The sequence below is a fragment of the Streptomyces sp. NPDC017991 genome, from assembly GCF_044328075.1.
In the GTDB taxonomy this organism is placed as follows: Bacteria; Actinomycetota; Actinomycetes; order Streptomycetales; family Streptomycetaceae; genus Streptomyces.
This window is the reverse complement of record NZ_JBIRGP010000013.1, coordinates 50,396-70,863: the sequence shown is the minus strand read 5'-3', so window position 1 is coordinate 70,863 and position 20,468 is coordinate 50,396. Positions and strand designations below refer to the sequence as shown.

General features: G+C 71.3%; 20 protein-coding genes. 7 read left to right on the top strand and 13 right to left on the bottom strand.

All coding sequences use genetic code 11. The features are described from left to right. Positions 1-39 precede the first annotated feature (39 nt). Positions 40-1,029: a DMT family transporter gene (locus ACH4DZ_RS32560; RefSeq protein ID WP_398291230.1), complete on the top strand. Its 990-nt coding sequence runs from the start codon at positions 40-42 to the stop codon at positions 1,027-1,029. Here ACH4DZ_RS32560 and mqnP read toward each other — a convergent pair. Beyond that, positions 1,019-1,921, bottom strand: coding sequence for a menaquinone biosynthesis prenyltransferase MqnP (gene mqnP, locus ACH4DZ_RS32555; RefSeq protein WP_398291228.1), 903 nt, complete (start codon positions 1,919-1,921; stop codon positions 1,019-1,021). The two genes, ACH4DZ_RS32560 and mqnP, sit on opposite strands and share 11 nt — an antisense overlap. Next, complete coding sequence (locus ACH4DZ_RS32550; protein ID WP_398291226.1) at positions 1,918-3,378, bottom strand: menaquinone biosynthesis decarboxylase; 1,461 nt, start codon at positions 3,376-3,378, stop codon at positions 1,918-1,920. Before ACH4DZ_RS32550 ends, mqnP begins: the two co-directional genes overlap by 4 nt. 124 nt (positions 3,379-3,502) lie before the next feature. Between ACH4DZ_RS32550 and ACH4DZ_RS32545 the strand changes: the two genes are divergently transcribed. Next, positions 3,503-3,859 (top strand): PLD nuclease N-terminal domain-containing protein, encoded by a 357-nt coding sequence (locus ACH4DZ_RS32545; RefSeq protein ID WP_398291224.1) that lies wholly within the window; start codon positions 3,503-3,505, stop codon positions 3,857-3,859. A 21-nt stretch (positions 3,860-3,880) separates the two neighbouring features. On the opposite strand, the gene ACH4DZ_RS32540 is transcribed toward ACH4DZ_RS32545, so the two are convergent. From ACH4DZ_RS32540 to ACH4DZ_RS32525, 4 genes are all read right to left on the bottom strand, one after another. Next, entirely contained in the window at positions 3,881-4,393 is a 513-nt protein-coding gene (locus ACH4DZ_RS32540; protein WP_398291222.1) for a hypothetical protein, read from the bottom strand. Continuing rightward, positions 4,377-4,868 (bottom strand): RNA polymerase sigma factor, encoded by a 492-nt coding sequence (locus ACH4DZ_RS32535; protein ID WP_398291648.1) that lies wholly within the window; start codon positions 4,866-4,868, stop codon positions 4,377-4,379. Before ACH4DZ_RS32535 ends, ACH4DZ_RS32540 begins: the two co-directional genes overlap by 17 nt. 202 nt (positions 4,869-5,070) lie before the next feature. After that, the gene (locus ACH4DZ_RS32530; RefSeq protein ID WP_398291220.1) at positions 5,071-5,700 is read right to left on the bottom strand and encodes a class F sortase; all 630 of its coding nucleotides are present in this window, start codon (positions 5,698-5,700) and stop codon (positions 5,071-5,073) included. Next, positions 5,697-6,071, bottom strand: a complete 375-nt coding sequence (locus tag ACH4DZ_RS32525; RefSeq protein WP_398291218.1) for a sortase-dependent protein — start codon at positions 6,069-6,071, stop codon at positions 5,697-5,699. Before ACH4DZ_RS32525 ends, ACH4DZ_RS32530 begins: the two co-directional genes overlap by 4 nt. Positions 6,072-6,314: 243 nt before the next feature. Here ACH4DZ_RS32525 and ACH4DZ_RS32520 point away from each other — a divergent pair, with 243 nt between their 5' ends. The 3 genes from ACH4DZ_RS32520 to ACH4DZ_RS32510 all read left to right on the top strand — a co-directional run bounded on the left by ACH4DZ_RS32520 (position 6,315) and on the right by ACH4DZ_RS32510 (position 10,138). Beyond that, positions 6,315-6,821 (top strand): nucleoside deaminase, encoded by a 507-nt coding sequence (locus ACH4DZ_RS32520; RefSeq protein WP_398291216.1) that lies wholly within the window; start codon positions 6,315-6,317, stop codon positions 6,819-6,821. Then, positions 6,814-7,842 carry an isopenicillin N synthase family dioxygenase gene (locus ACH4DZ_RS32515; protein WP_398291214.1) on the top strand — a complete coding sequence of 343 codons (1,029 nt, stop codon included), beginning with the start codon at positions 6,814-6,816 and terminating at the stop codon, positions 7,840-7,842. The genes ACH4DZ_RS32520 and ACH4DZ_RS32515 overlap by 8 nt, the downstream gene beginning before the upstream one ends. Positions 7,843-8,002: 160 nt before the next feature. Beyond that, the gene (locus ACH4DZ_RS32510) at positions 8,003-10,138 is read left to right on the top strand and encodes a hypothetical protein (RefSeq protein ID WP_398291212.1); all 2,136 of its coding nucleotides are present in this window, start codon (positions 8,003-8,005) and stop codon (positions 10,136-10,138) included. A gap of 19 nt (positions 10,139-10,157) precedes the next feature. Here the strand turns inward: ACH4DZ_RS32510 and ccsB are convergent, their stop codons facing one another. The 7 genes from ccsB to hemL all read right to left on the bottom strand — a co-directional run bounded on the left by ccsB (position 10,158) and on the right by hemL (position 18,231). Beyond that, the gene (gene ccsB, locus ACH4DZ_RS32505) at positions 10,158-11,294 is read right to left on the bottom strand and encodes a c-type cytochrome biogenesis protein CcsB (RefSeq protein ID WP_398291210.1); all 1,137 of its coding nucleotides are present in this window, start codon (positions 11,292-11,294) and stop codon (positions 10,158-10,160) included. Then, positions 11,291-13,147: a cytochrome c biogenesis protein ResB gene (locus tag ACH4DZ_RS32500; RefSeq protein WP_398291208.1), complete on the bottom strand. Its 1,857-nt coding sequence runs from the start codon at positions 13,145-13,147 to the stop codon at positions 11,291-11,293. The genes ccsB and ACH4DZ_RS32500 overlap by 4 nt, the downstream gene beginning before the upstream one ends. Positions 13,148-13,150: 3 nt before the next feature. Then, positions 13,151-13,873, bottom strand: a complete 723-nt coding sequence (locus ACH4DZ_RS32495) for a cytochrome c biogenesis CcdA family protein (protein WP_398291646.1) — start codon at positions 13,871-13,873, stop codon at positions 13,151-13,153. A 51-nt stretch (positions 13,874-13,924) separates the two neighbouring features. Then, positions 13,925-14,548 (bottom strand): TlpA family protein disulfide reductase, encoded by a 624-nt coding sequence (locus ACH4DZ_RS32490; RefSeq protein WP_398291206.1) that lies wholly within the window; start codon positions 14,546-14,548, stop codon positions 13,925-13,927. A 54-nt stretch (positions 14,549-14,602) separates the two neighbouring features. Then, the gene (locus ACH4DZ_RS32485; protein ID WP_398291204.1) at positions 14,603-15,853 is read right to left on the bottom strand and encodes a hypothetical protein; all 1,251 of its coding nucleotides are present in this window, start codon (positions 15,851-15,853) and stop codon (positions 14,603-14,605) included. Positions 15,854-16,240: 387 nt separating this feature from the next. Continuing rightward, positions 16,241-16,915 (bottom strand): histidine phosphatase family protein, encoded by a 675-nt coding sequence (locus ACH4DZ_RS32480; RefSeq protein ID WP_398291202.1) that lies wholly within the window; start codon positions 16,913-16,915, stop codon positions 16,241-16,243. Then, complete coding sequence (gene hemL / locus ACH4DZ_RS32475; protein WP_398291200.1) at positions 16,912-18,231, bottom strand: glutamate-1-semialdehyde 2,1-aminomutase; 1,320 nt, start codon at positions 18,229-18,231, stop codon at positions 16,912-16,914. The genes ACH4DZ_RS32480 and hemL overlap by 4 nt, the downstream gene beginning before the upstream one ends. 139 nt (positions 18,232-18,370) lie before the next feature. Here hemL and ACH4DZ_RS32470 point away from each other — a divergent pair, with 139 nt between their 5' ends. Further along, entirely contained in the window at positions 18,371-19,033 is a 663-nt protein-coding gene (locus ACH4DZ_RS32470) for a hypothetical protein (RefSeq protein WP_199854965.1), read from the top strand. Between the two features lie 268 nt (positions 19,034-19,301). After that, positions 19,302-20,465 (top strand): 4-hydroxybenzoate 3-monooxygenase, encoded by a 1,164-nt coding sequence (locus tag ACH4DZ_RS32465; RefSeq protein WP_398291644.1) that lies wholly within the window; start codon positions 19,302-19,304, stop codon positions 20,463-20,465. The last annotated feature ends 3 nt before the right edge of the window (positions 20,466-20,468 follow it).

Below are 20,468 nucleotides of genomic sequence, written 5' to 3'. Positions count from 1 at the left end.
GGCCCGCACTGCCCGGGTTTCTGCTTAGTGTCGCCCGCCATGGATACACGAACGAACGGCCCGCTGCTCGGCGCGGGTCTGGTACTCGGGGCGGCGGTGCTGTGGGGCACGGTCGGACCCGCCCAGGTGCTGGCGTCCAGCACCATGACACCGGCGGCCCTGGGCGGCTGGCGGCTGGCCGTGGGCGGACTGATCCTGGCGGTGTTCACCGTCCGCCGGACCACCGTGCGGGCCCTGACCACGCGCGCGGTCGTACGCCCCCTGCTGATCTGCGCGGTGTCCACGGGCGTCTTCCAGGCGGCCCTGCTGTCCTCGGTGGAGCGGACCGGGGCGGCCCTGGCCACAGTGGTCGCCCTGGGCGTCGCCCCCGCGGCGATCGGCCTGTGCGCCCGGTGGATCACCGGGGAACGGATGACCGCCGTCTGGACGGCCGGCACCGCCGCGGCCGTCCTCGGCTGTGCCCTGCTGCTCACACCGGGGAGCGCGGGCGTGGACGCCCTGGGACTGCTCCTGGCCGTGGTGGCCGGTGCCTGCTACGGCCTCTACACCGTCTTCGCCAAGAAGCTGGCCGCCGTCGTCCCCGCCGACCGGCTGCCCGGACTCGCCGCGCTCTCCCTGCTCGCGGGAGCCCTCCCCCTGGCCCCCTGGATGGTCGGCGGCGCCGCTCCCGTGCGGCAGGGCGACACCCTCACCCTGATCGCCTGGCTGGGCGTGGCGACCACCGCCCTGGCCTACTGGCTGTTCACCACCGGACTCACCCGGGTGCGCGCGACCACGGCCGGCACCCTCAGCCTCGCCGAGCCCCTGGCCGCCGCGCTGATCAGCGTGCTCCTGCTGCACGAGCACCTCTCGGCGGTGGCCTGGGCGGGCGGTGCGCTGATACTCACCGGAATGATCACCATGTGCCTGCCGCCGCGGTTCCTCTCCCGCGAGAGGCGCATCACGACGGTCGCCGCCGGCCCCGTCGTGCCCATCGGCCTCGGCGGACCCGTCGAACCGGCCGAACCGGCAGAACCGGTCAGACCGTGAGTCCCCGCACCAGCAGGTCCAGCAGCGCGCACACGAACAGCGCGATGCCGATGAAACCGTTGACCTGGAAGAACGCCCGGTTCAGGCGGGACAGGTCCGTCGGGCGGACGAGGGTGTGCTCGTACAGGAACGCGCCCGCCACGATCAGCAGACCCAGCCAGAAGAAGACACCCGCGTCGGTGGCCAGCGCGTACCAGACCAGGAGGCCGGTCGTCACCGCGTGGCAGCCCCGGGCACCCCGGATCGCGGCCGGGACACCGAAGCGCGCCGGTACCGACTTCACGCCGACCTCGCGGTCCGTCCGCACGTCCTGGCAGGCGTAGATCAGGTCGAAGCCGCCGATCCAGACGCCGACCGCCAGGCCCAGGATCACGGCGTCCCACGACCACTCGCCGGTGATCGCCAGCCAGCCGCCGATCGGGCCCATCGCCTGGGCGAGACCGAGGATGGCCTGCGGGAAGTTCGTGAACCGCTTGCCGTACGGGTAGACCACCATCGGGATCACCGCGATGGGCGCCAGCGCCAGACAGAGCGGGTTGAGCAGGGCCGCCGCGCCGAGGAAGAACACCAGGGCCACCAGCGCGCCCGTCCAGGCGTGCTTCACCGACATCGCGCCGGTGACCAGCTCCCGGTGGGCCGTACGGGGATTGCGGGCGTCGATCTCCCGGTCGATGATCCGGTTCACGGCCATCGCGAAGGTCCGCAGTCCGACCATCGCCACGGTGACGAGGAGCAGCCGGCCCCACTGGATGTTGCCGTCCGTCAGGAACATCGCCGTCAGCGCCGCGATGTACGCGAACGGCAGCGCGAAGACGGAGTGCTCGATCATGACGAGCCGCAGGAACGCCTTGGTGCGCCCGGGCTGCGGGACCGCCGCTGATGCGCTGCTCACGAGAGTCCGTACTCCTTCCAGCGGCGGTCGACCTTCGCCGCCGTATCCGGGTCCGAGAGGACCATCTCGGGCCAGCCTCCGTCGCGCGTGTAGCCCTCCTCGGGCCACTTCCGCGTGGCGTCGATGCCCGCCTTGCCGCCCCAGAACTGCTGGTACGAGGCATGGTCGAGGTGGTCGACCGGGCCCTCGACCACCGTGAGGTCGCGGGAGTAGTCCGTGTTGCCCAGCGCGCGCCACGCCACCTCGTGCAGGTCGTGGACGTCACAGTCGGAGTCGACGATCACGATCAGTTTGGTCAGCGACATCATGTGGGCGCCCCAGACGGCGTGCATCACCTTCTGGGCGTGCTTCGGGTACTTCTTGTCGATCGCGACGATCGCGCAGTTGTGGAAGCCGCCCGCCTCGGGGAGGTGGTAGTCCACGATGTCCGGCACGATGATCTTGAGGAGGGGGAGGAAGAAGCGTTCCGTCGCGCGGCCCAGCGGACCGTCCTCCGTCGGCGGGCGGCCGACCACGATCGACTGGATCAGCGGGCGCTTGCGCATCGTCACGCAGTCGATCGTCAGCGCCGGGAACGGCTCCTGCGGTGTGTAGAAGCCCGTGTGGTCGCCGAAGGGGCCCTCGGGGAGCATCTCGCCCGGCTCCAGCCAGCCCTCGATGACGACCTCGGCCTGCGCCGGCACCTGGAGCGGCACCGTCTTGCAGTCGACCATCTCGATCCGCTTGCCCTGCAGGAACCCGGCGAAGAGGTACTCGTCGATGTCACCGGGCAGCGGCGCGGTGGAGGCGTACGTCACGGCCGGCGGGCAGCCGAAGGCGATCGCGACCGGCAGCCGCTCGCCGCGGCGCGCGGCCACCTGGTAGTGGTTGCGGCTGTCCTTGTGGATCTGCCAGTGCATGCCGATGGTGCGCTTGTCGTGGCGCTGCAGGCGGTACAGCCCGAGGTTGCGGATGCCGGACTCGGGGTCCTTGGTGTGGGTGAGCCCGAGGTTGAAGAAGGACCCGCCGTCCTGCGGCCAGGTGAAGAGCGCGGGCAGGGCGTCCAGGTCGACGTCGTCACCTCGGAGCACGACCTCCTGAACGGGGGCGTTGTCCGACTTCACCTTCTTCGGCGGTACGTGCGTCATGGCGCCGAGCTTCCCGAAGGCCTCGCGCACCCCGATGAAGCCCTGCGGCAGCTCGGGTTTCAGCAGTCCGCCGATCTTCTCGCTGATCTCGGCGTACGACTTCAGGCCGAGCGCCTTGAGCAGGCGGCGGTCCGTCCCGAAGACGTTCATCGCGAGCGGCATCGCCGATCCGCGCACGTTCTCGAAGAGCAGCGCGGGGCCGCCCGCCTTCTGGACGCGGTCGACGATCTCCCCGACCTCCAGGTACGGGTCCACCTCGGCCTTGATGCGCTGGAGGTCGCCCTCGCGCTCCAGCGCCCGGAGCAGGGAGCGAAGATCGTCGTAAGCCATGCGTTCCAGTATCGGCTACTCGCTACGCTGGCTCTGTAAGGGGGGCCGCTCGACCGGCCCCGACGGCCACGGGTTCTTCCGGACCCGTCTCCGTACGCGTCTCCACAGCAGGGGGAACCACCGCATGCTTCGGGTGCTGATGATCCTGGTGCCGCTGGCACTCAGCATCTACGCCTTCATCGACTGCATCACGACCGATGAGAAGGACGTCCGCTACATCCCGAAGCCCCTCTGGGCGATCCTCGTGCTGCTGTTCCCGCTCGTCGGCTCGATCTCCTGGCTGATCGTCGGCCGCGTCCGCACCCCGCGCGACGCCTCGGCGTCCCGCCGGGGCGGCTGGGTCGCGCCCGACGACAACCCCGACTTCCTCAAGTCCCTCAGGGACGAGAACAAGGACGACGGCAAGGACAGCGGCAAGGACGGCGACAAGGACGACACCGGCGGTGACGGGCCCGAGGACACCGCCCCGCCGAAGGCCTGACGGGCGGCCTGACGGGCGGGGCTACCGGCTCGTGGACGGGGACTTCGCGGACGGCGTCGGTGCCGCCGACGGTTTCCCGGTCGGCACCGAGGTGGGTGCCGACGAGTCCGCCGGCGGCTTGCTGGGGGCCGGCGCGGACGGACCGGTCGACGCTCCGGGGCTCGCGACCGGGGGCTTCTTGGTGGCCTCGGCCGCCCCGGTGGGCTTTTCGGCGGGTGACTCGCCGGACCCGGTCGACGGCGAGGGGGTGGGCGTGGCCGGAGGACTGCTCGTGGACGGCGGAGCGAGGGGGACCGTCGGGGACACGGGCCGGTCGGGTGCCGCCAGCCGGACCGGCAGCGCGACGAGAGCCGTGACGGCGCACAGCAGGCCGGCCCCGGCCGCGGCGCGGAGCAGCCGGCGGCGGGCCGCGCCGCGGCGGATCGCCTCGTACCGGCCGGCGGGCGGTCCGAGGTAGTCGGACGCGGGCCGCAGGATGACGGCGAGGGGATCGTCGGGTTCGAAGTCCGGGCCGTCGTCAGAGTGTGTGATCAACGCTTCTCCTCAGATGGGCGCGGAGCAGTTCGCGGGCCGCGTGGAGATCGGCCTTGACGGTTCCTTCCTTGCGCCCGGTCAGCACGGACACCTCCCTGATCGGCATGTCGGCGTAGTAGTGCAGCAGGATCGGGACGCGCAGCCGTTCCGGCAGCGACTGCACGAGCAGGCGCACCGACGGGTCGGCCTGTTCGGTGTTCGGGCGGACGGCGGCCTCGGCCGTCGCACGGCGCACCGCCCTGCGTTCGCGCTCCAGTTTGCGCCAGTGGTCCCGGACGATATTGGCCGCGGTCACGTAGAGGAAGCCACGGGGTTCGGCCACGGAGGTCCAGCGGGCCCAGAGCCGGGTGAACGCCTCCGAGGCGATCTCGTGGGCCGTCTCGTCGTCGTCGACCAGCCGGCGGCACCAGCCGGCCAGGCGCGGGTAGAGCGCGGCGAACAGCTCGGACGCTGCCTCCTCGCGGGACCGTTTCAACGCTCTCCAGGTCGTGACGCCGTTCATGGGACTTACTTGGCTTGCGCGGCTTGCATGGTTCGCACGGCTTGCGTGGCTCGTGGGGCTCACCCGGAAGGATCCCGGACCGTCGGCTTACGGTTCCGACGGCCCGGAATCCGGGGTGCGGGCGGCTCGGGCGGCTCGGGCGGTTCAGGTCAGGAGCTGCCCGAGCCGCTCGAACTCAGCTCGAACTCAGCTCGGCGAAGACGATCACGCTGTCGCGGTAGCCGTCACCGCTGCGGGGGCCGCCGCAGGTGATGAGCCGCAGCTCGGGCCGGCCCACATCCCCGTACACGTCGTCCGTCGGGAACTCCGCCTGCGCGACCGTCCGTACGGCGCTGACGGTGAACTCCGCCACCGTGCCGTTCTCCAGCCGCGCCTCGATCCGGTCGCCCGGCCGCAACCGCTTGAGATCACGGAAGACGCCGTCCCCGTACGTGCCGACCGTGACATGGCCGAGGATCACCGACGGACCCACCTGGCCGGGCGTCGGCGAGTGGCTGTACCAGCCCGCCCGGTCGTCGGCCTCGACCGGAGGCACCTCCACGCTGCCGTCCGGGGCCAGCCCCAGTTTCATGACCGGGGTGTCGACCTCGATGGCCGGGATGCGCAGCGCGACGGGCACCGAGCGCGCGAGGGCGCGCACGTTCTTGCCGGCGGACCTCGGGGGCGGCGACGAGCTCTCGCCACGGCCGCGACCGGTGTCGGCCCCGTCGCTCTCGTCGGCCTCGCCGCCCCCTCCACCGCCACAGCCCACGAGCAGGGTGGCCATCGCCGCGGTGACGAAGGCGCGCCTGGACGGCAGGGTCACGCCCCGGTCGCCCGTCGGCGGCGTACGACGTAGACCGCCGCGCCGCCCAGCGCGAACGCCGCGGCGGCGCCCGTGCCGATCAGGCCGCCCTCGCCACCGGACGTCGAACCGGTCGGCACCTCACCGGTGTCGGGCGCTCCGCTCGGTACGACGGAGACCTCGGCGTCGGACGGCGCCTTGGTCGGCGCGGCGCTCGCCGCGGTGCCCGGGGGCTTGCTCCCGTCCTCGGCCGGGGCCTTGGTCGGTTCGGCGCTCGGCTTCGCCGAGGCGGGGGCGGGGGTCGGGGACGTCCCGTCGGCGAACGCGGGCACCGTGCTCGCCAGCACGGCGGTGCACGCGAGTGCCAGGGCGCTGAGGACAGTTCGGCGCATGTGGGCTCTCTCTCATCGGTCCGTCCGCACGGTGGTACGGCGGACGGCTGCGGTACGGATGGCGAGCGGAGAGACGAGGCAGCGGCCGACCAGGTTGCAAAGAGAAGGCAAAGCCCTCGAACGGCTACGACAGGCGTTCCACTCGGAGCCGGTTGCTTTCTGCGGGCCGGTGGGGCGGCCCGCGGGCAAAGGGGGGACCGGCACGAGGACTGACCCGGGGGGCGATCGGGGAGAGTGGATGCCATGAGTGACGGCTTGGAACGTTCGGAGCGTATCGACAGGACGCGGGCCAGCCGGTGGCTCGCGACCGCCGTCGAGGAGGCCGCGGCCGGTCTCGCGGAGGGCGGCATCCCGATCGGCGCCGCGCTGTACGCGCCGGACGGCACCCTGCTCGGCCGGGGCCACAACCGTCGCGTCCAGGACGGCGACCCGTCCGCGCACGCCGAGACGGCCGCCTTCCGGAACGCGGGACGGCAGGGCTCCTACCTCGGTACGACGATGGTGACCACGCTCTCGCCGTGCTGGTACTGCAGCGGTCTGGTCCGGCAGTTCGGGATCTCCCGGGTGGTCGTCGGGGAGGCCGAGACCTTCCACGGCGGACACGACTGGCTGGCGGAGCACGGCGTGGAGATCGTGCTCCTCGACGACGCCGAGTGCGTCGCCCTGATGCGCGACTTCGTCAGGAACAACCCCGCACTGTGGAACGAGGACATCGGTGACATCGGTGACATCAGTGACATCGGTGAGTGACGCCGCCGCCCACGGCGGGCCCCGCGTGCCGACCGTCGATCTCGGGCCCTGGCTCTCCGGCGACCCCGAGGCCCGTACCCGGATCGCCCGGACCGTCGACAGCGCGCTCCAGAGCGCCGGATTCCTGCTGGTGACCGGTCACGGCGTCGACCCGGACCTGCGGGTACGCGTCCGCGAGGCGGCCCGCGCCTTCTTCGTCCTGCCCGCCGGGGCCAAGGAGCCGTACGCGGTGAAGGTCGGCGGCCGGGGCTGGCTCGGACCGGGCGCCGAGGCCAACGGCCACGCGGAGGGCACACCGACCCCGCCCGACCTGAAGGAGTCCCTGAGCTTCGCGACGCACGAGCCCTTCGGCGACCCGGAGACCGACGCGGAGTGGTGTGCGCCGAACGTCTGGCCGGCCGAGGCCCCCGGACTCCGGGCCCTGTGCGAGGAGTACCTGGCGCGGATGGGCGAACTGGAGAACCGGCTGCTGGCCCTGCTCGGTGAGGCGCTCGGCCTGGAGCCCGACTTCTTCACCCGGCACATGGACCACCCGACCTACGGCTTCAACATCAACTGGTACCCGGGCAGGGAGGTCGTCGGCGAGCCCGAGGAGGGTCAGTTCCGTATCGGCCCCCACACCGACTTCGGCACGGTCACCATCCTCGACCGGCAGGCCGGCAAGGGCGGACTGCAGGTCTGGACGGACGACGGCGGCTGGCAGGACGCGCCCTTCGACCCGGCGGCGTTCACCGTCAACATCGGTGATCTGATGGCCCGCTGGACCGGCGACCGCTGGCGCGCGGGCCGCCACCGCGTGCTGCCGCCGCCGGCCGACGAGCCCACCGAGGAACTGATGTCCCTCGTCTACTTCGGCGAGTGCACCCCCGGGACCCGCGTCGAGTCGGTTCCGGCCCCGGTCGGCCGGGTGGCGTACGAACCCGTCGACTCCCATGCGTACCTGCGGTCGAAACTCGACTCGATCACCGTGAACCGGGCCGAGCCCGGTCGGACCCCGTCGGCGGCGCCGACATTTCCGTAAGCCCGCGGACATCATCCGGTCCACTCCGAAGCAACGCCCCCTGGCCGCCCCACGGTTGATACACCTCACCTCTACACCTCTACGAGAACCGGACCCACGGGTCCCAGCACGGGTGCCAGGGGGAGATGCGGTGCGCGGACGGCTGTACGGCCGAGGGGCTTTGTTCGACACGGAGCCGCCCGGCCTCGCTCCACGGCTCGTCGGCCTGCGCCCGTTCCAGCACGGGCACAGTCCCGGCGAACACCCCAAGGAGATCCCCTTCGTGGTGTTCGCCGGGGCCCGCGGGCTCGGCAAGAGCGCGGTGCTGGCGGAGCTGCGGGCCGCGTACGAGGGCCGGACGCCCCTCGCGCTGATCGACTGCGAGGCGGACCGGTTCGCGGGACCGCCCGCGGGACGGCCGCACGAGGTCTGGTCGCCCGTGGCACAGGCGCTGGTGACGATCGCCGAGCAGCTCGCGGAGCCGGTGGCCGACGCGGGACGGATTCCCTTCCCCCGGCTCGCGGCGGGCCTGCTGGCCGTGGCGGCGGGCGGCTGGAACGACCGGGACGTGCCCCGCGTCCGCCGGGAGGCCGAACGGATCCTGCTGCTGAACGACACGGGCTCCTGGGTCGGCGGACACACGAGCCGCTGGGTGGGCCGGGTCACGGCCCGCCTCACCGACCCGCTCACCGGCCCACCACCGGGTACGGGTCCGGTGGTCGAGCCGGTCGTCGAGGCCGCCCTGGAGACGTTCTCCGAGGGGGTCTCGCCCACGCACCGCCGACTGCGGAAGGCCGCCGCCTGGTACCGCGACCACCCGAACGCCGACGGCAGCCCCAAGCTCGGACTCCTCCTGCTCTCCGGCCACTTCAGGGCGGGCGGCGACGCCCGCACCCACGCCGAGGGCCATCTCGTACGGGCCCTGCTGGCCGATCTCGACGACGCGTACGGCGGCTCGCTGCCGCGCGGGCACCGGCCCGGCCGTCCGGTGGTCCTCATCGACAACGCGCAGACCACGCCGGGCATCGGGCTGATCGGAGCGGTACTGCGGGACCGGGCCGACGGCATCGCCGACCGGGTGGCGTTCTTCGCCGGTCTGCGCGGCCACGGTCATCCGGCCCTGCGCAACGCGGCCCGCAGCACCCTGTGCGAGCTGGCCCGCACGAGGGACTGGAAGCCCGGCGGCACGGCCTCGTCGCGGGCGCTGCTCGTACCGCTGTCACCGCTGTCCCCCGACGACACCCCGCGTGTCGTCGAGACGGCCTGCCGGGGCCTGGCCGTACCGTCCCGGCTGCCGGGCGCCGCCCACCGGCTGACCGGCGGCAGCCCGCTCGGTACGACGCTGTTCGCCGAGTCCGCCCGGCAGAACCTACCCCGGGGCGCCGGCACACCCGGCGAACTGCTCACCGCGGACCTCGTACCGCAGGAAGCACACGGGGCACACGAGCAGCGCGAGGCGCGTGACGGCAGGCCCGCCTACCGTGAGCTTCTCGACCGGCTCACGCCGGACGGTCGCCAGGACGAGCTGGCGCTGCTGGCCGTGGCCCACGACCGCGAGTCGGCGTGCGCGCTGGCCGCGGCCCGGCTCCCCGGCGACTTCGGCGCGGTGGGGGTCCTGGCCCTGGAGGCGCGGCTCGCCGAGGAGGGCGTGCCCTCGGTCCCCGGCCAGTTCGTCGGCGATCCGTTCCTGCGGGCGCTGCTGCTGCTCGGTCTGCACCGCGGAGACCCGGACCACGGCACCTGGAAGGCCGCCCACCGCACACTCGTCGCCCACTACACGGACATCCCGGCCACGCCGGACGGCCCGAAGGACAGCTCGGGGCACGGCCAGGGGCGTGACCCCGGGCCGGAGGAGCAGCGGACCCTCTACCGGCTCCACCACGAACTCGCCCTCGGCGCCGCCGAACCGGCCGTCACGTATCTGCGCGACGCCTTCCCCCGCCACGACACGAAGGCCTGGCTGCGGGCGCTGGTCTTCCTCGCGTCGGCGCCGTACCACCTCGCGCCCGTCCCGGACGGATACGGCGGCACCGCGTCCGACGCCCGCACCCGGGTCGCGCTCGGCCGCGTCGGCACCGGCCCGCCACCGCCCCAGGGCGCGGACACCGCCCTGCACCTGCGGATACGCCGGCTCCTGTACGGGGTCTGGCAGGTCACCGACCCGCTGGCGCTGCCCGACCCGGTCGTCGCCGAGCGGCTGCGGTCCGAGCTGGAGCATCTGTCGAGGCTCCGGCCCACGGACGTGGAGCCGCTGCTGCGGGCCTCCCTGCACTGGCCCGAGGACGCCCTGTCCGGCCGCCCCCTCCGCCTCGGCTAGACACCGAGGCGGACCCGCCCTAGACCCCGGCGTAGGAGTGCTTGCCGGTGACGAAGATGTTGACCCCGTAGTAGTTGAACAGCCAGCAGGCGAAGGCGGCGAGCGCGATGTACGCGGCCTTGCGGCCCTTCCAGCCGGCCGTGGCACGGGCGTGCAGATAGCAGGCGTAGGCGACCCAGGTGATGAACGACCAGGTCTCCTTGGGGTCCCAGCCCCAGTAGCGGCCCCACGCGTCGCCCGCCCAGATGGCACCGGCGATGATCGTGAACGTCCACAGCGGGAAGACGGCGGCGTTCACGCGGTACGAGAACTTGTCGAGCGAGGCCGAGGCGGGCAGCCGCTCCAGCACGGACGTCGCGAAACGGCCGGGCTTGCCGCCGGTCGCGAGCTTGTTCTCGTAGCTGTCCTTGAAGAGGTACAGGATCGTGCCGACCGCGCCCACGTAGAAGACCGCGCCGCAGAAGATCGCCGTGGAGACGTGGATGTACAGCCAGTACGAGTGGAGCGCGGGCACCAGCTGGTCGCTCGCCGTGTACAGGACGGTGACGGCGAGGCCGAGGTCCAGCAGGACCGTGGTCACCAGGAAGAGGCCCATCCAGCGGACGTTCTTCTTCATCGCCAGCAGCGCGAGATACACACCGACGGCGACGGTGGAGAAGGTGATGTTGAACTCGTACATGTTGCCCCACGGCGCCCGCTGCACCGACAGGGCGCGGGCGAGCACACCGCCGAACGCGATGAGGAAGGCGAGCACGGTGAGGGAGATGGCGATCCGGCCGTACAGGTCGCCCTGCTCGTCACCGCCGTGCGCGCCGGGCCCGTCCGGCACGTCCCGCGCGCCGGCCGCGGCCCGCGTGACGACCTTGGGCCGCTCCAGGACGGCGGTGCCGCCCGCGTTCTGCACGGTGACCGCCGGGGCCGCCGCCTTCTTGCCGGCCCGGTCGGCGGTCAGCGCGGCGGCCGTACGGCCGACCTTGCTGCGGCTGCCGAGGAGCCATTCGGCGATGTACGCGAAGAAGGCCAGCGTGTAGACGGCCATCGCGGAGTAGATCAGCGTGTTGCTGACGTTCGCGAGGTGCTCGTTGGTCGCGGCGGCCAGGTCGGTCGCGGCGGCGAAGTCGGTCGCGGCGAGGTCGGTTGCGGCGGCGAGAGTCACTTCGTCTCAGCCCCTTCGGCAGGTACGGCGGGAGGTTCGGGGGTGGGGTTCTCGTTCTCGGAGACTGCGGTGTCCGGGCCGGGGCCCGGGGTGTCGGGTACGCCCGGCGCCAGGTCGTACAGATGGCCGGCCAGGGCGCCCAGTTCCTCGGGGACCTTGGCGGACTCGCTGCGGCCGAGGCCCGCCATCTCGACGACCGTGACCCCGTCGGGGCCGGTCACGGCCCGCACCCACACGCGGCGGCGCTGGATGAAGAGGGAGGCGGCGAGGCCGAAGATGGCACCGAAGGCACCGGCGAGGGCCCAGCCGGCCCCGGGCTGACGGGTGACCTGGAAGTTCGCCCACTCCTTGACCCCCTTCTCGAAGGTGATCGAGCCGGCGCCGTTCGGGAGCCGCATGGTCTCGCCCGGCTTCAGGTTCTCCCGCAGCTGCTTGCCCTTGGAGTCCTTGAACTCCTTCAAGTTCTTCTTTTCGAGCTGGTACACGCTCTGCGGCAGGCCCGCGTCGACCCCGAGGTCGCCGTGGTACGCCGCCAGGTTCAGCACCGGGTTCAGCAGCGCCGGGAACTGCGAGACCACCGCGGTGCCGTCGCCGCCGTACGCCGGGAGGAAGAAGGCCTGGAAGCCGAGCTGCTCCTGCTTGCCCCTGGCGTCCTTGTAGCCGTCCATGACCTTGATCGCGCCGGTCGAGGTGACGTTCGAGTCGAGCGGCAGCAGCGGTACGGCCTGCTGGTAGACGATGTCGCCCTTGCCGTCCCGGACGGTGACGACGGGCGCGTAGCCGTGGGCGGTGAGGTAGACCTTCGAGTCGTCGATGTCCAGCGGCTCGTTGACCTTGACGGTCTTCTTCTGCTCCTTGCCGTCCGCGCCCACGCTGTAGTCGACCTTCGCCTGGTACGTGCGCGGCGTGCCCTTGTTGGGCCCCGTCTCCTCGTACGTGCCCTCGAAGTCCTCCAGTACGAAGCTGAAGGGCTCCAGGTCGTTCGTGTCGAAGAGGCTGCCGGACTTGAAGTCGTCGTACTGCGTGAGGGTGTTGGCGAACCCGTCGCCCTCGACGATCAGTTTGTTGCCCTCGGACTTGAAGAGCTGGCCCCAGGCGAAGGCGACCAGCATCACGATGAGCGCGATGTGGAAGGCGAGGTTGCCGACCTCGCGGAGGTAGCCCTTCTCGGCGGCGACCGCGTCCCCGTCGAGGTGGGCGCGGAAGCGCCGCTTCTTCAGCAGCCTCAGCGCCTCGTCCCGGACCTCCTCGGGCCCGGCCTCGGTCCGCCAGGTCGTGTACGCGGGCAGCCGGGTCAGCAGGCGCGGGGCACGCGGCGGCCGGCCGCGCAGCTGGCCGACGAACTGCCAGGTGCGGGGCACGATGCAGCCGATGAGCGAGATGAAGAGCAGGATGTAGATCGCGGAGAACCACGCGGAGCTGTAGACGTGGAACAGCCCGAGCTTCTCGTAGATCGGCCCGATCGTGGTGTGCCGGGCCAGGAAGTCGGCGACCTTCGTCTCGTCGGTCCCGGACTGCGGGATCAGCGAGCCGGGGATCGCGCCGAGGGACAGCAGGAAGAGCAGGATCAGCGCGACCCGCATCGAGGTCAGCTGCCGCCAGATCCAGCGGGCCCAGCCGATGACCTCGCGGCCGGTCCACGCGAGCCATCCCGTGGCGCCCGGCGTGCGCACGCCGCCGAAGGAGCCGGGCATGACCGTCTCCCGGGGCGCGGTGGACAACTGGGCCCCGGCCGCACCGAGATCGCCGGCGTCCCGCGTCGCGGTGTCACCCGTACCGTGCTGGTCGGTTCGGCCGCCGCTCTCGCCGTTCTCGCCGTCGGTCCGCACGTCGGTGTCCCGTGTCGTGCCCATGAATCAGATCCCTACCGTGAAGCCGTCGGACCAGCCCTGCATCTCCTGCACGATGCCGTCCCACGCGCCGGTCAGCAGGAGCAGACCGGTCGCGATCATCATTCCGCCGCCGATCCGCATGACCCACACGTAGTGGCGCTTGACCCAGCCGAAGGCGCCGAGCGCCTTGCGGAAGGCGACGGCGGCGACGACGAAGGGCACGCCCAGACCGACGCAGTACGCGATGGTCAGTATGGCCCCGCGTCCGGCGCTCGCCTCGGACGAGGAAAGCGCCAGCACGGAGGCGAGCGTCGGCCCGATGCAGGGCGTCCAGCCGATCCCGAAGAGAGCGCCCAGCAGGGGGGCGCCGACCAGGCCGGCGACCGGCCGCTTGTGGAAGCGGAACTCGCGCTGGGTCAGCCAGGGCATCATCCCCAGGAAGAACACCCCCATGAGGACCATGAGGACGCCGAGCACCTGGGACATCGTGTCCTTGTGCTCCTGGAGGGTCGAGCCGAAGTACCCGAAGAGGGCGCCGCCGGAGACGAACACGGCGGTGAAGCCCAGCACGAACAGCGAGGCCCCGGCGACCATCCGGCCGCGCCGCGCGTCGGCCAGGTCGGTGCCGCTGACACCGGTGACGTACGAGAGATAGCCGGGCACCAGCGGCAGTACGCACGGGGAGAAGAAGGAGACGAGCCCGCCGAGGATCGCGATCGGGACGGCGAGTACCAGCGCCCCGGTCATGACGGTCTGGTTGGGGTCGGTGCCCGCGGCCACGAGAAGAGACACGAGCGGTCACTTCTCCGCGAGGATCGGCTTGAGCATCTTGCGCAGACTGTCCTCGCTGAGCGCGGACAGCGACCGGGAGGCGACCTTCCCGTCCCGGTCGAGGACGAGCGTGGAGGGGATCGTCTGCGGGTTGAGCGTGCCCTTCTCGAAGCGGAGCATCAGCTTGCCCGTCGGGTCGTACAGACTCGGGTACTCGACGCCGTGCGCCTTCTCGAAGGCGATCGCCGGAGTGGTGCTGGTGTCCCGGGTGTTGATGCCGACGAACTGCACGCCCTGGTCCTTGAGGTCCTCGGAGACCTTGACGAAGTTCTTGGCCTCCAGGCGGCACGGGCCGCACCAGGAGCCCCAGACGTTCAGGACGACGATCTTGCCCTTGTAGTCGGCGACATCGAGCGGCTTGCCGTCGATGGTCTTGCCCGACAGCTCGGGGGCCTGCGCGCGACTGCCCTGCTCGACCGTGGCGATTCCGTCGGATCCGGTGACGAAACCGGTGTCGCCCGACCCGCCGGACTTGCCCCCGGATCCGCACGCGGACAGGAGCAGCGCCGCGGCGACGGCCGCTCCGGTCAGTACGGCGGCGCGGCTACGGGTCCGGTCGGTGCGCTGGACGGCACGGCTGGCGGCACTCATGTGAAAAGTTTCGCATGTCCGTTCCGGGGATCTTGCGCACCCCCCTCGCGGGGTTCAGGCGGCCTGGTCCTGACCGAGGAAGGTCTTCCAGCCGCCGACCGGTTCCTGCCCCACACCCAGTGACCTGAGCTTCTCCAGGACGGCCGTGTCCTGCGCGTCGAGCCAGTCCACGAACTGGCGGAACGACACCAGGCGTACGTCCTTCTTGCCGGCGATGTGCTTCAGCGCGTTCTCGACGGCGTCCATGTAGATGCCGCCGTTCCATTCCTCGAAGTGGTTGCCTATGAAGAAGGGGGCGCGGTTCGTCTCGTAGGTACGCGTGAAGCCCGCTATGTACGATTCGGTGGCCTGCTTGCGCCAGGCCGGGTAGTTGGCGGGCGGGGCCTTGGTGGAGTTGACCGACTGGTTCGCGAGGATGTTGTAGTCCATGGAGAGGACCTCGAAGGTGTGCCCGGGGAAGGGCATCGCCTGGAGCGGCAGGTCCCAGACGCCCTCCTTCTTGCCCGGCCAGACCTGGGTGCCGCCGGGCGAGGAGGCGTCGTAGCGCCAGCCGAGCTCGCGGGCGGTGGGCAGCAGGTTGTCCTGGCCCTTGAGGCAGGGGGTGCGACCGCCGACGAGTTCCTTCTCGTAGTCGAAGGGCAGCGAGGGCACCTCCTTCTCGCTCCAGCCCGTGTTCGTACGCCACTCCTTGACGAAGGACTTCGCCTGGTCGATCTCGCTGCGCCACTGGGCCGGCGTCCAGTTCTCCACCGTGCCGGTGCCGCCGCAGAAGTGGCCGTTGAAGTGGGTGCCGATCTCGTGTCCGTCGAGCCAGGCCCGCCGGAGGTTCTTCAGCGTCGACTTGATGTGGTCGTCCGTCAGATAACCGATGTCGGACGCGCCCGGCGCGTTGTTCGGCGGAAGGTACTTGCGCCTTTTCGACTCGGGCAGGAGATAGAGCCCGGAGAGAAAGAACGTCATTCGCGCGTCGTGCTCTTCGGAGAGCTTCAGAAAGCGCTCGAAGAGACCGTTGCCGACATCTCCCGCGCCGTCCCAGGAAAAGACGACGAACTGCGGCGGGGTTTCGCCGGGTTGCAGGGGCACGGGCTTCTCAGGCTGCTTGGGCTGCTTGCCGGTGAAGCTGGTGGAGCCGTCCCCGAGGGGGCGGGCGGGACGGCTGCCACCACTGTCACCAGGCTTTCCTGAATCACCGGCGTGGTGGAAGCCGCCTCCCAGGGCGGTGCCGCAGCCCGCGATCCCCATGGCGGCCGCGGCTCCGGCGCCGGCTCCGAGACCCAGCATTCCCCTTCGGCTGATGTCGCGCATTTCTGTCCCCATTCGTCGTGCTCGGTGCCCAAGAAATCTGGACACGGAGTTAGAGGGCACGGCGAACAGGGGGGTTCCCCCGCACACTTAGATATTTCGGTGACCGTCCGATGACAAACTCGTGACGAACCGGCTCCGAGGCCCCGCGCCCCTTGGGGGAAGCGGGCGGGGCCGGAGAGTTGGCTGCGGGCCGGTGGGGGCGGGCCGCGCAGTTCCCCGAGCCCCTTAGGGGCCGCCGTGGGGGTGGCCTGAGTTTCCCCCCTCGTGCCGGGGGCGCAGCCCCGCTTTTCAGGGGCGCGGGGAACTGCGCGGCCCGCCCCCACGCGCCCGCACCATGCGAACGGGCGAACCGGGCGGAGCCGGACGGAGCGCGGCGGAGCCGAAGGGCTACGCCCCGAAAGCCTTGGACTTGCCCTTCACCGGCTTGGCGCCGGCCAGCAGATGCGCGGGCACCAGATCGCGCGCAGGCTCCGTGTAGCCCACGGACACGATCTTGTCCCCCCGATACGTGAACGTCGTCAAGGACGCCAGCGTGCACTGCCGCTTACGCGGGTCGTGCCACAACCGCCGCCGCTCCACGAAGGACCGCACGATCCAGATCGGCAGCTGATGGCTGACGCACACGGCCTCGTGCCCCCGAGCCGCGTCCCGCGCCGCGTCCAGCGCCCCCATCATCCGTACGACCTGCTCCAGATACGGCTCGCCCCAGGACGGCTTGAACGGGTTGACCAGGTGCTTCCAGTTCTCGGGATTGCGCAGCGCCCCGTCCCCGACCCCGAAGGTCTTGCCCTGGAAGACGTTCTCCGCCTCGATCAGCCGCGCGTCGGTCGCGAGATCGAGACCGTGCGTCCCGGCGATCGGCGTGGCCGTCTCGCGGGCCCGCTCCAGCGGGGAGGAGACGACGTGCGTGATGTCACGCGGAGCGAGGTGCTCGGCGACCCGCTCGGCCATCCGCTGCCCCAGCTCGGACAGGTGGTACCCGGGCAGCCGCCCGTAGAGCAGTCCGTCCGGGTTCTCGACCTCGCCGTGCCGCATCACGTGTACGACGGTGATGTCACTCATACTGCCGTGGCCTCCGCTGCTGCCCGTGCCGCCGCCGGAAGGGCGTCGGCGATCCGCTGTACCGCCCGGTCGTCGTGCGCCGTCGACACGAACCAGGACTCGAACGAGGACGGCGGCAGGTAGACGCCCTGCGCCAGCATCGAGTGGAAGAAGGCGTTGAAGCGGTACGACTCCTGCGTCTTCGCGTCCTCGTAATTGCGTACGTCCTCCCCCGTGAAGAAGACGGAGAACATGGTGGACGCGTTCTGCAGTCTGTGCACCACGCCTTCCTTGGTGAGGGCGTCCGTGACGAGCGTACGGATCTGCCCGGAGACCGCGTCGAGCCGGGTGTACGCGGCGTCGTCGAGCAGCCGCAGCTGGGCGAGGCCCGCGGCGGTCGCGACCGGGTTACCGGACAGCGTGCCGGCCTGGTAGACGGGACCGACGGGCGCCAGGTGCCCCATCACGTCCTCGCGTCCGCCGAAGGCGGCGGCCGGGAAGCCACCGCCCATGACCTTGCCGAAGGTCATGAGGTCGGGCGCGACACCGTCCACCCCGTACCAGCCGGCCCGGCTCGTACGGAAGCCGGTCATGACCTCGTCGGAGATGTACAGCGCGCCGTCCGCCGCGCAGGCGTCCTTGAGGCCCTGGTTGAAACCGGGCTGCGGCGGCACGACACCCATGTTGCCGGGCGAGGCCTCGGTGATCACACAGGCGATCTCACCGGGGTGCGCCCGGAAGGCCGCCCGCACGGCGTCGAGGTCGTTGTACGGCAGGACGATGGTGTCCCCGGCCTGGGCCCCGGTGACGCCCGGGGTGTCGGGAAGCGCGAACGTGGCGAGGCCACTGCCCGCGGCGGCCAGCAGGGCGTCGACGTGCCCGTGATAGCAGCCGGCGAATTTCACGACCTTGGCGCGCCCGGTGAACCCGCGCGCGAGACGGATGGCGGACATGGTCGCCTCGGTGCCGCTGGACACCAGCCGGACCTGCTCGACCGGTGCGACACGGGCGACGATCTCCTCGGCGAGCGCGACCTCGCCCTCCCCCGGCGTACCGAAGGAGGTGCCGCGGGAGACGGCGGCCTGGACCGCCTCGATGACCTCGGGGTGGGAGTGGCCGAGGATCATCGGCCCCCAGGAACAAACGAGGTCCACATACTCCCTCCCGTCGGCATCGGTCAGGTATGGACCGTTACCGGACACCATGAACCGGGGCGTACCGCCCACGGCGCGGAACGCGCGGACGGGAGAGTTCACGCCGCCGGGCGTCACGGCCGCCGCACGGTCGAAGAGAGTCTGCGAAACTGGGGCTTCGTACGGATAGCTCACACGGACCATGGTGTCAGAGGCTGCGAAGATCCTGCGGACAGGTGTTTCAACGCACGTTTCGGCGTGCGGCCGTGGGGGAGGTCACTGTCACGATGATCGGGTTGCGTGGCGGGGGTCGCGCACCCTAGAAAAGCAGTCGGGTGGAGATATGCATCGCGGTGGCGGACTGGGCGAGGGGACCGATGACCTCGGTCCTCGGCGTGCCCGGCGGGGGAAGCACCGGCGCGAGGCGGAAGCGGCCGAGGCACGGCAGACTCAAGGGTCACAGGGTGAACCTGAGCGGATCGACCCGTCCGCGCGTATGGACGGTATGGACTACACGGACCGCGGGGCAGACCAGCTCAGGCCAGGAAGCAGCGGGAATGGTGGCCGGGTGGGGGTGACCTACAAATACTTCGGGGCTCCGGACGGCGCGACCGCCGCCCGCGTCCCCATCTCCATGCGCCCGGAGGAGCTCGGCGGCGACGAGCTCGGCATGAACGGCATGTTCACGAAGATCAAGCCGGAGACGATGGCCGCGATGGTCCTCACCGGCATCGAGGGCATACCTCTGCACAAGGTGCCCCCGCTCGAACTGGTCGTCCTCCACCCGGACTACGCCGTCGTCAGGCTTCCCATGACGGTCGTCGACCCGCTCCGCGGCATAGGCGAGGAGGCCGTGGGCGCGGCAGCCTTCATCTGGTCGACGGTCCCGGACCGCGGCGGCCCCCGCGACGCGTACAACGTCTACCAACTGCTCCACGAATGGCAGGACTTCAGCCACCGCCTCCACGAGGCAGGCCACCAGCCGTACTGCCTGGTCTGGCCCTGACCGAAGCCCCGGCCGCCCGAGGCACGCTTTCAGGGGCGCACTTTCAGAGGCACACTTCCAGGGGCGCGGGGAACGGCGCGGCCAGCCCCCACGCACCCGCACCCGTCCACGCGCTGAGGCCACCCCAGAACAACGGCACCCGCCCGCTTTGCCGTTCGAAAGGCGCATTCGGGTGAATCAGGTGCGTTGACCGGTTTTGACCTGCTTAATATCTGGTTTCGTGACAGACGGGAAGAGCCGCTCAGGACCGGCCGGCCACACGACCGACGTGGCCGTCCTCGGGGCCGGGCCGGCCGGGCTCGTGCTCGGCAACATCCTTGTGGACCGGGGGATCGACTGCGTGGTCCTGGAGCGGGCCGGGAGCTCGCACGTACGGACCCGGGCACGTGCCGGATTCCTGGCCGCCGCCACCGTGCGGACCCTTGAACGGCACGGCCTCGCCGAGGGACTGCACCGTCACGGCCGGCTCCACGGCGTCTGCGAGTTCCGTACCGGGGACGGCAGGTTCCGGCTGGACTACGGCGGGCTCGGACAGCGGGAACGGCACACCGTCTACCCCCAACAGGACCTGGTCTCCGACCTGTTGACGCGCTTCCTCGAACGCGGCGGACAGATCAGGTTCGGCACCGAGGCCGTGGCCGTGCACGACGCCGACAGCGCACGCCCCGAGGTGACCGCGCGCGAGGCCGACGGGCGGCCCCTCCGGTGGCGGGCACGGTACGTGGCCGGCTGCGACGGGCGGCACGGCGCGGCCCGGCGTTCACTGCCGGCCGGCACGGTCCGCCACCACCGCGATCACGGCGTGACCTGGCTCGGTCTGCTCGCCGAGGCGCCGCCCAGCCTGGACGCCGTCGGCTACGCGGTCCACGAGCGCGGATTCGCCGGACACATGGCCCGTACCAGCGAGATCACCCGCTACTACCTGCAGTGCGAGCGGGGCACGCCGGCCGGCTCCTGGTCCGAGGAGCGGATCTGGGACGAGCTGGAACTCCGGATGCGGGCACGGGAGTACGGCCCGCTGCGCCGCGGGCGTGTGGTGCGGCGTTCCGTGGTCGACCTGGAGTCCGACGTGCTCGAACCGCTGCGCCACGGCGCGCTGTTCCTCGTCGGAGACGCCGCCGGGCTGATCAGCCCGTCCGCCGCGAAGGGCGCCAATCTCGCGGTCCTGGAAGCCGCGGCCCTGGCCGACGCCCTGACCGACGACCTCACGCTCGGCGACCCCACGGGCCTCGACGCCTACTCCGCGCGCTGTCTGACCCACGTCTGGCGTGCGCAGGAGTTCTCGCACTGGATGATCGGGCTGCTGCACGGCCCGTCCGGCGCGGACGGCGAATCGCTGTTCCACAACTCCCTGCGCCGCTCCCGCCTCACCTCGCTGCGCACCTCCCGCAGTCAGCAGGACTGGTTCGCCGAGCACTACGTCGGCATCTAGTGC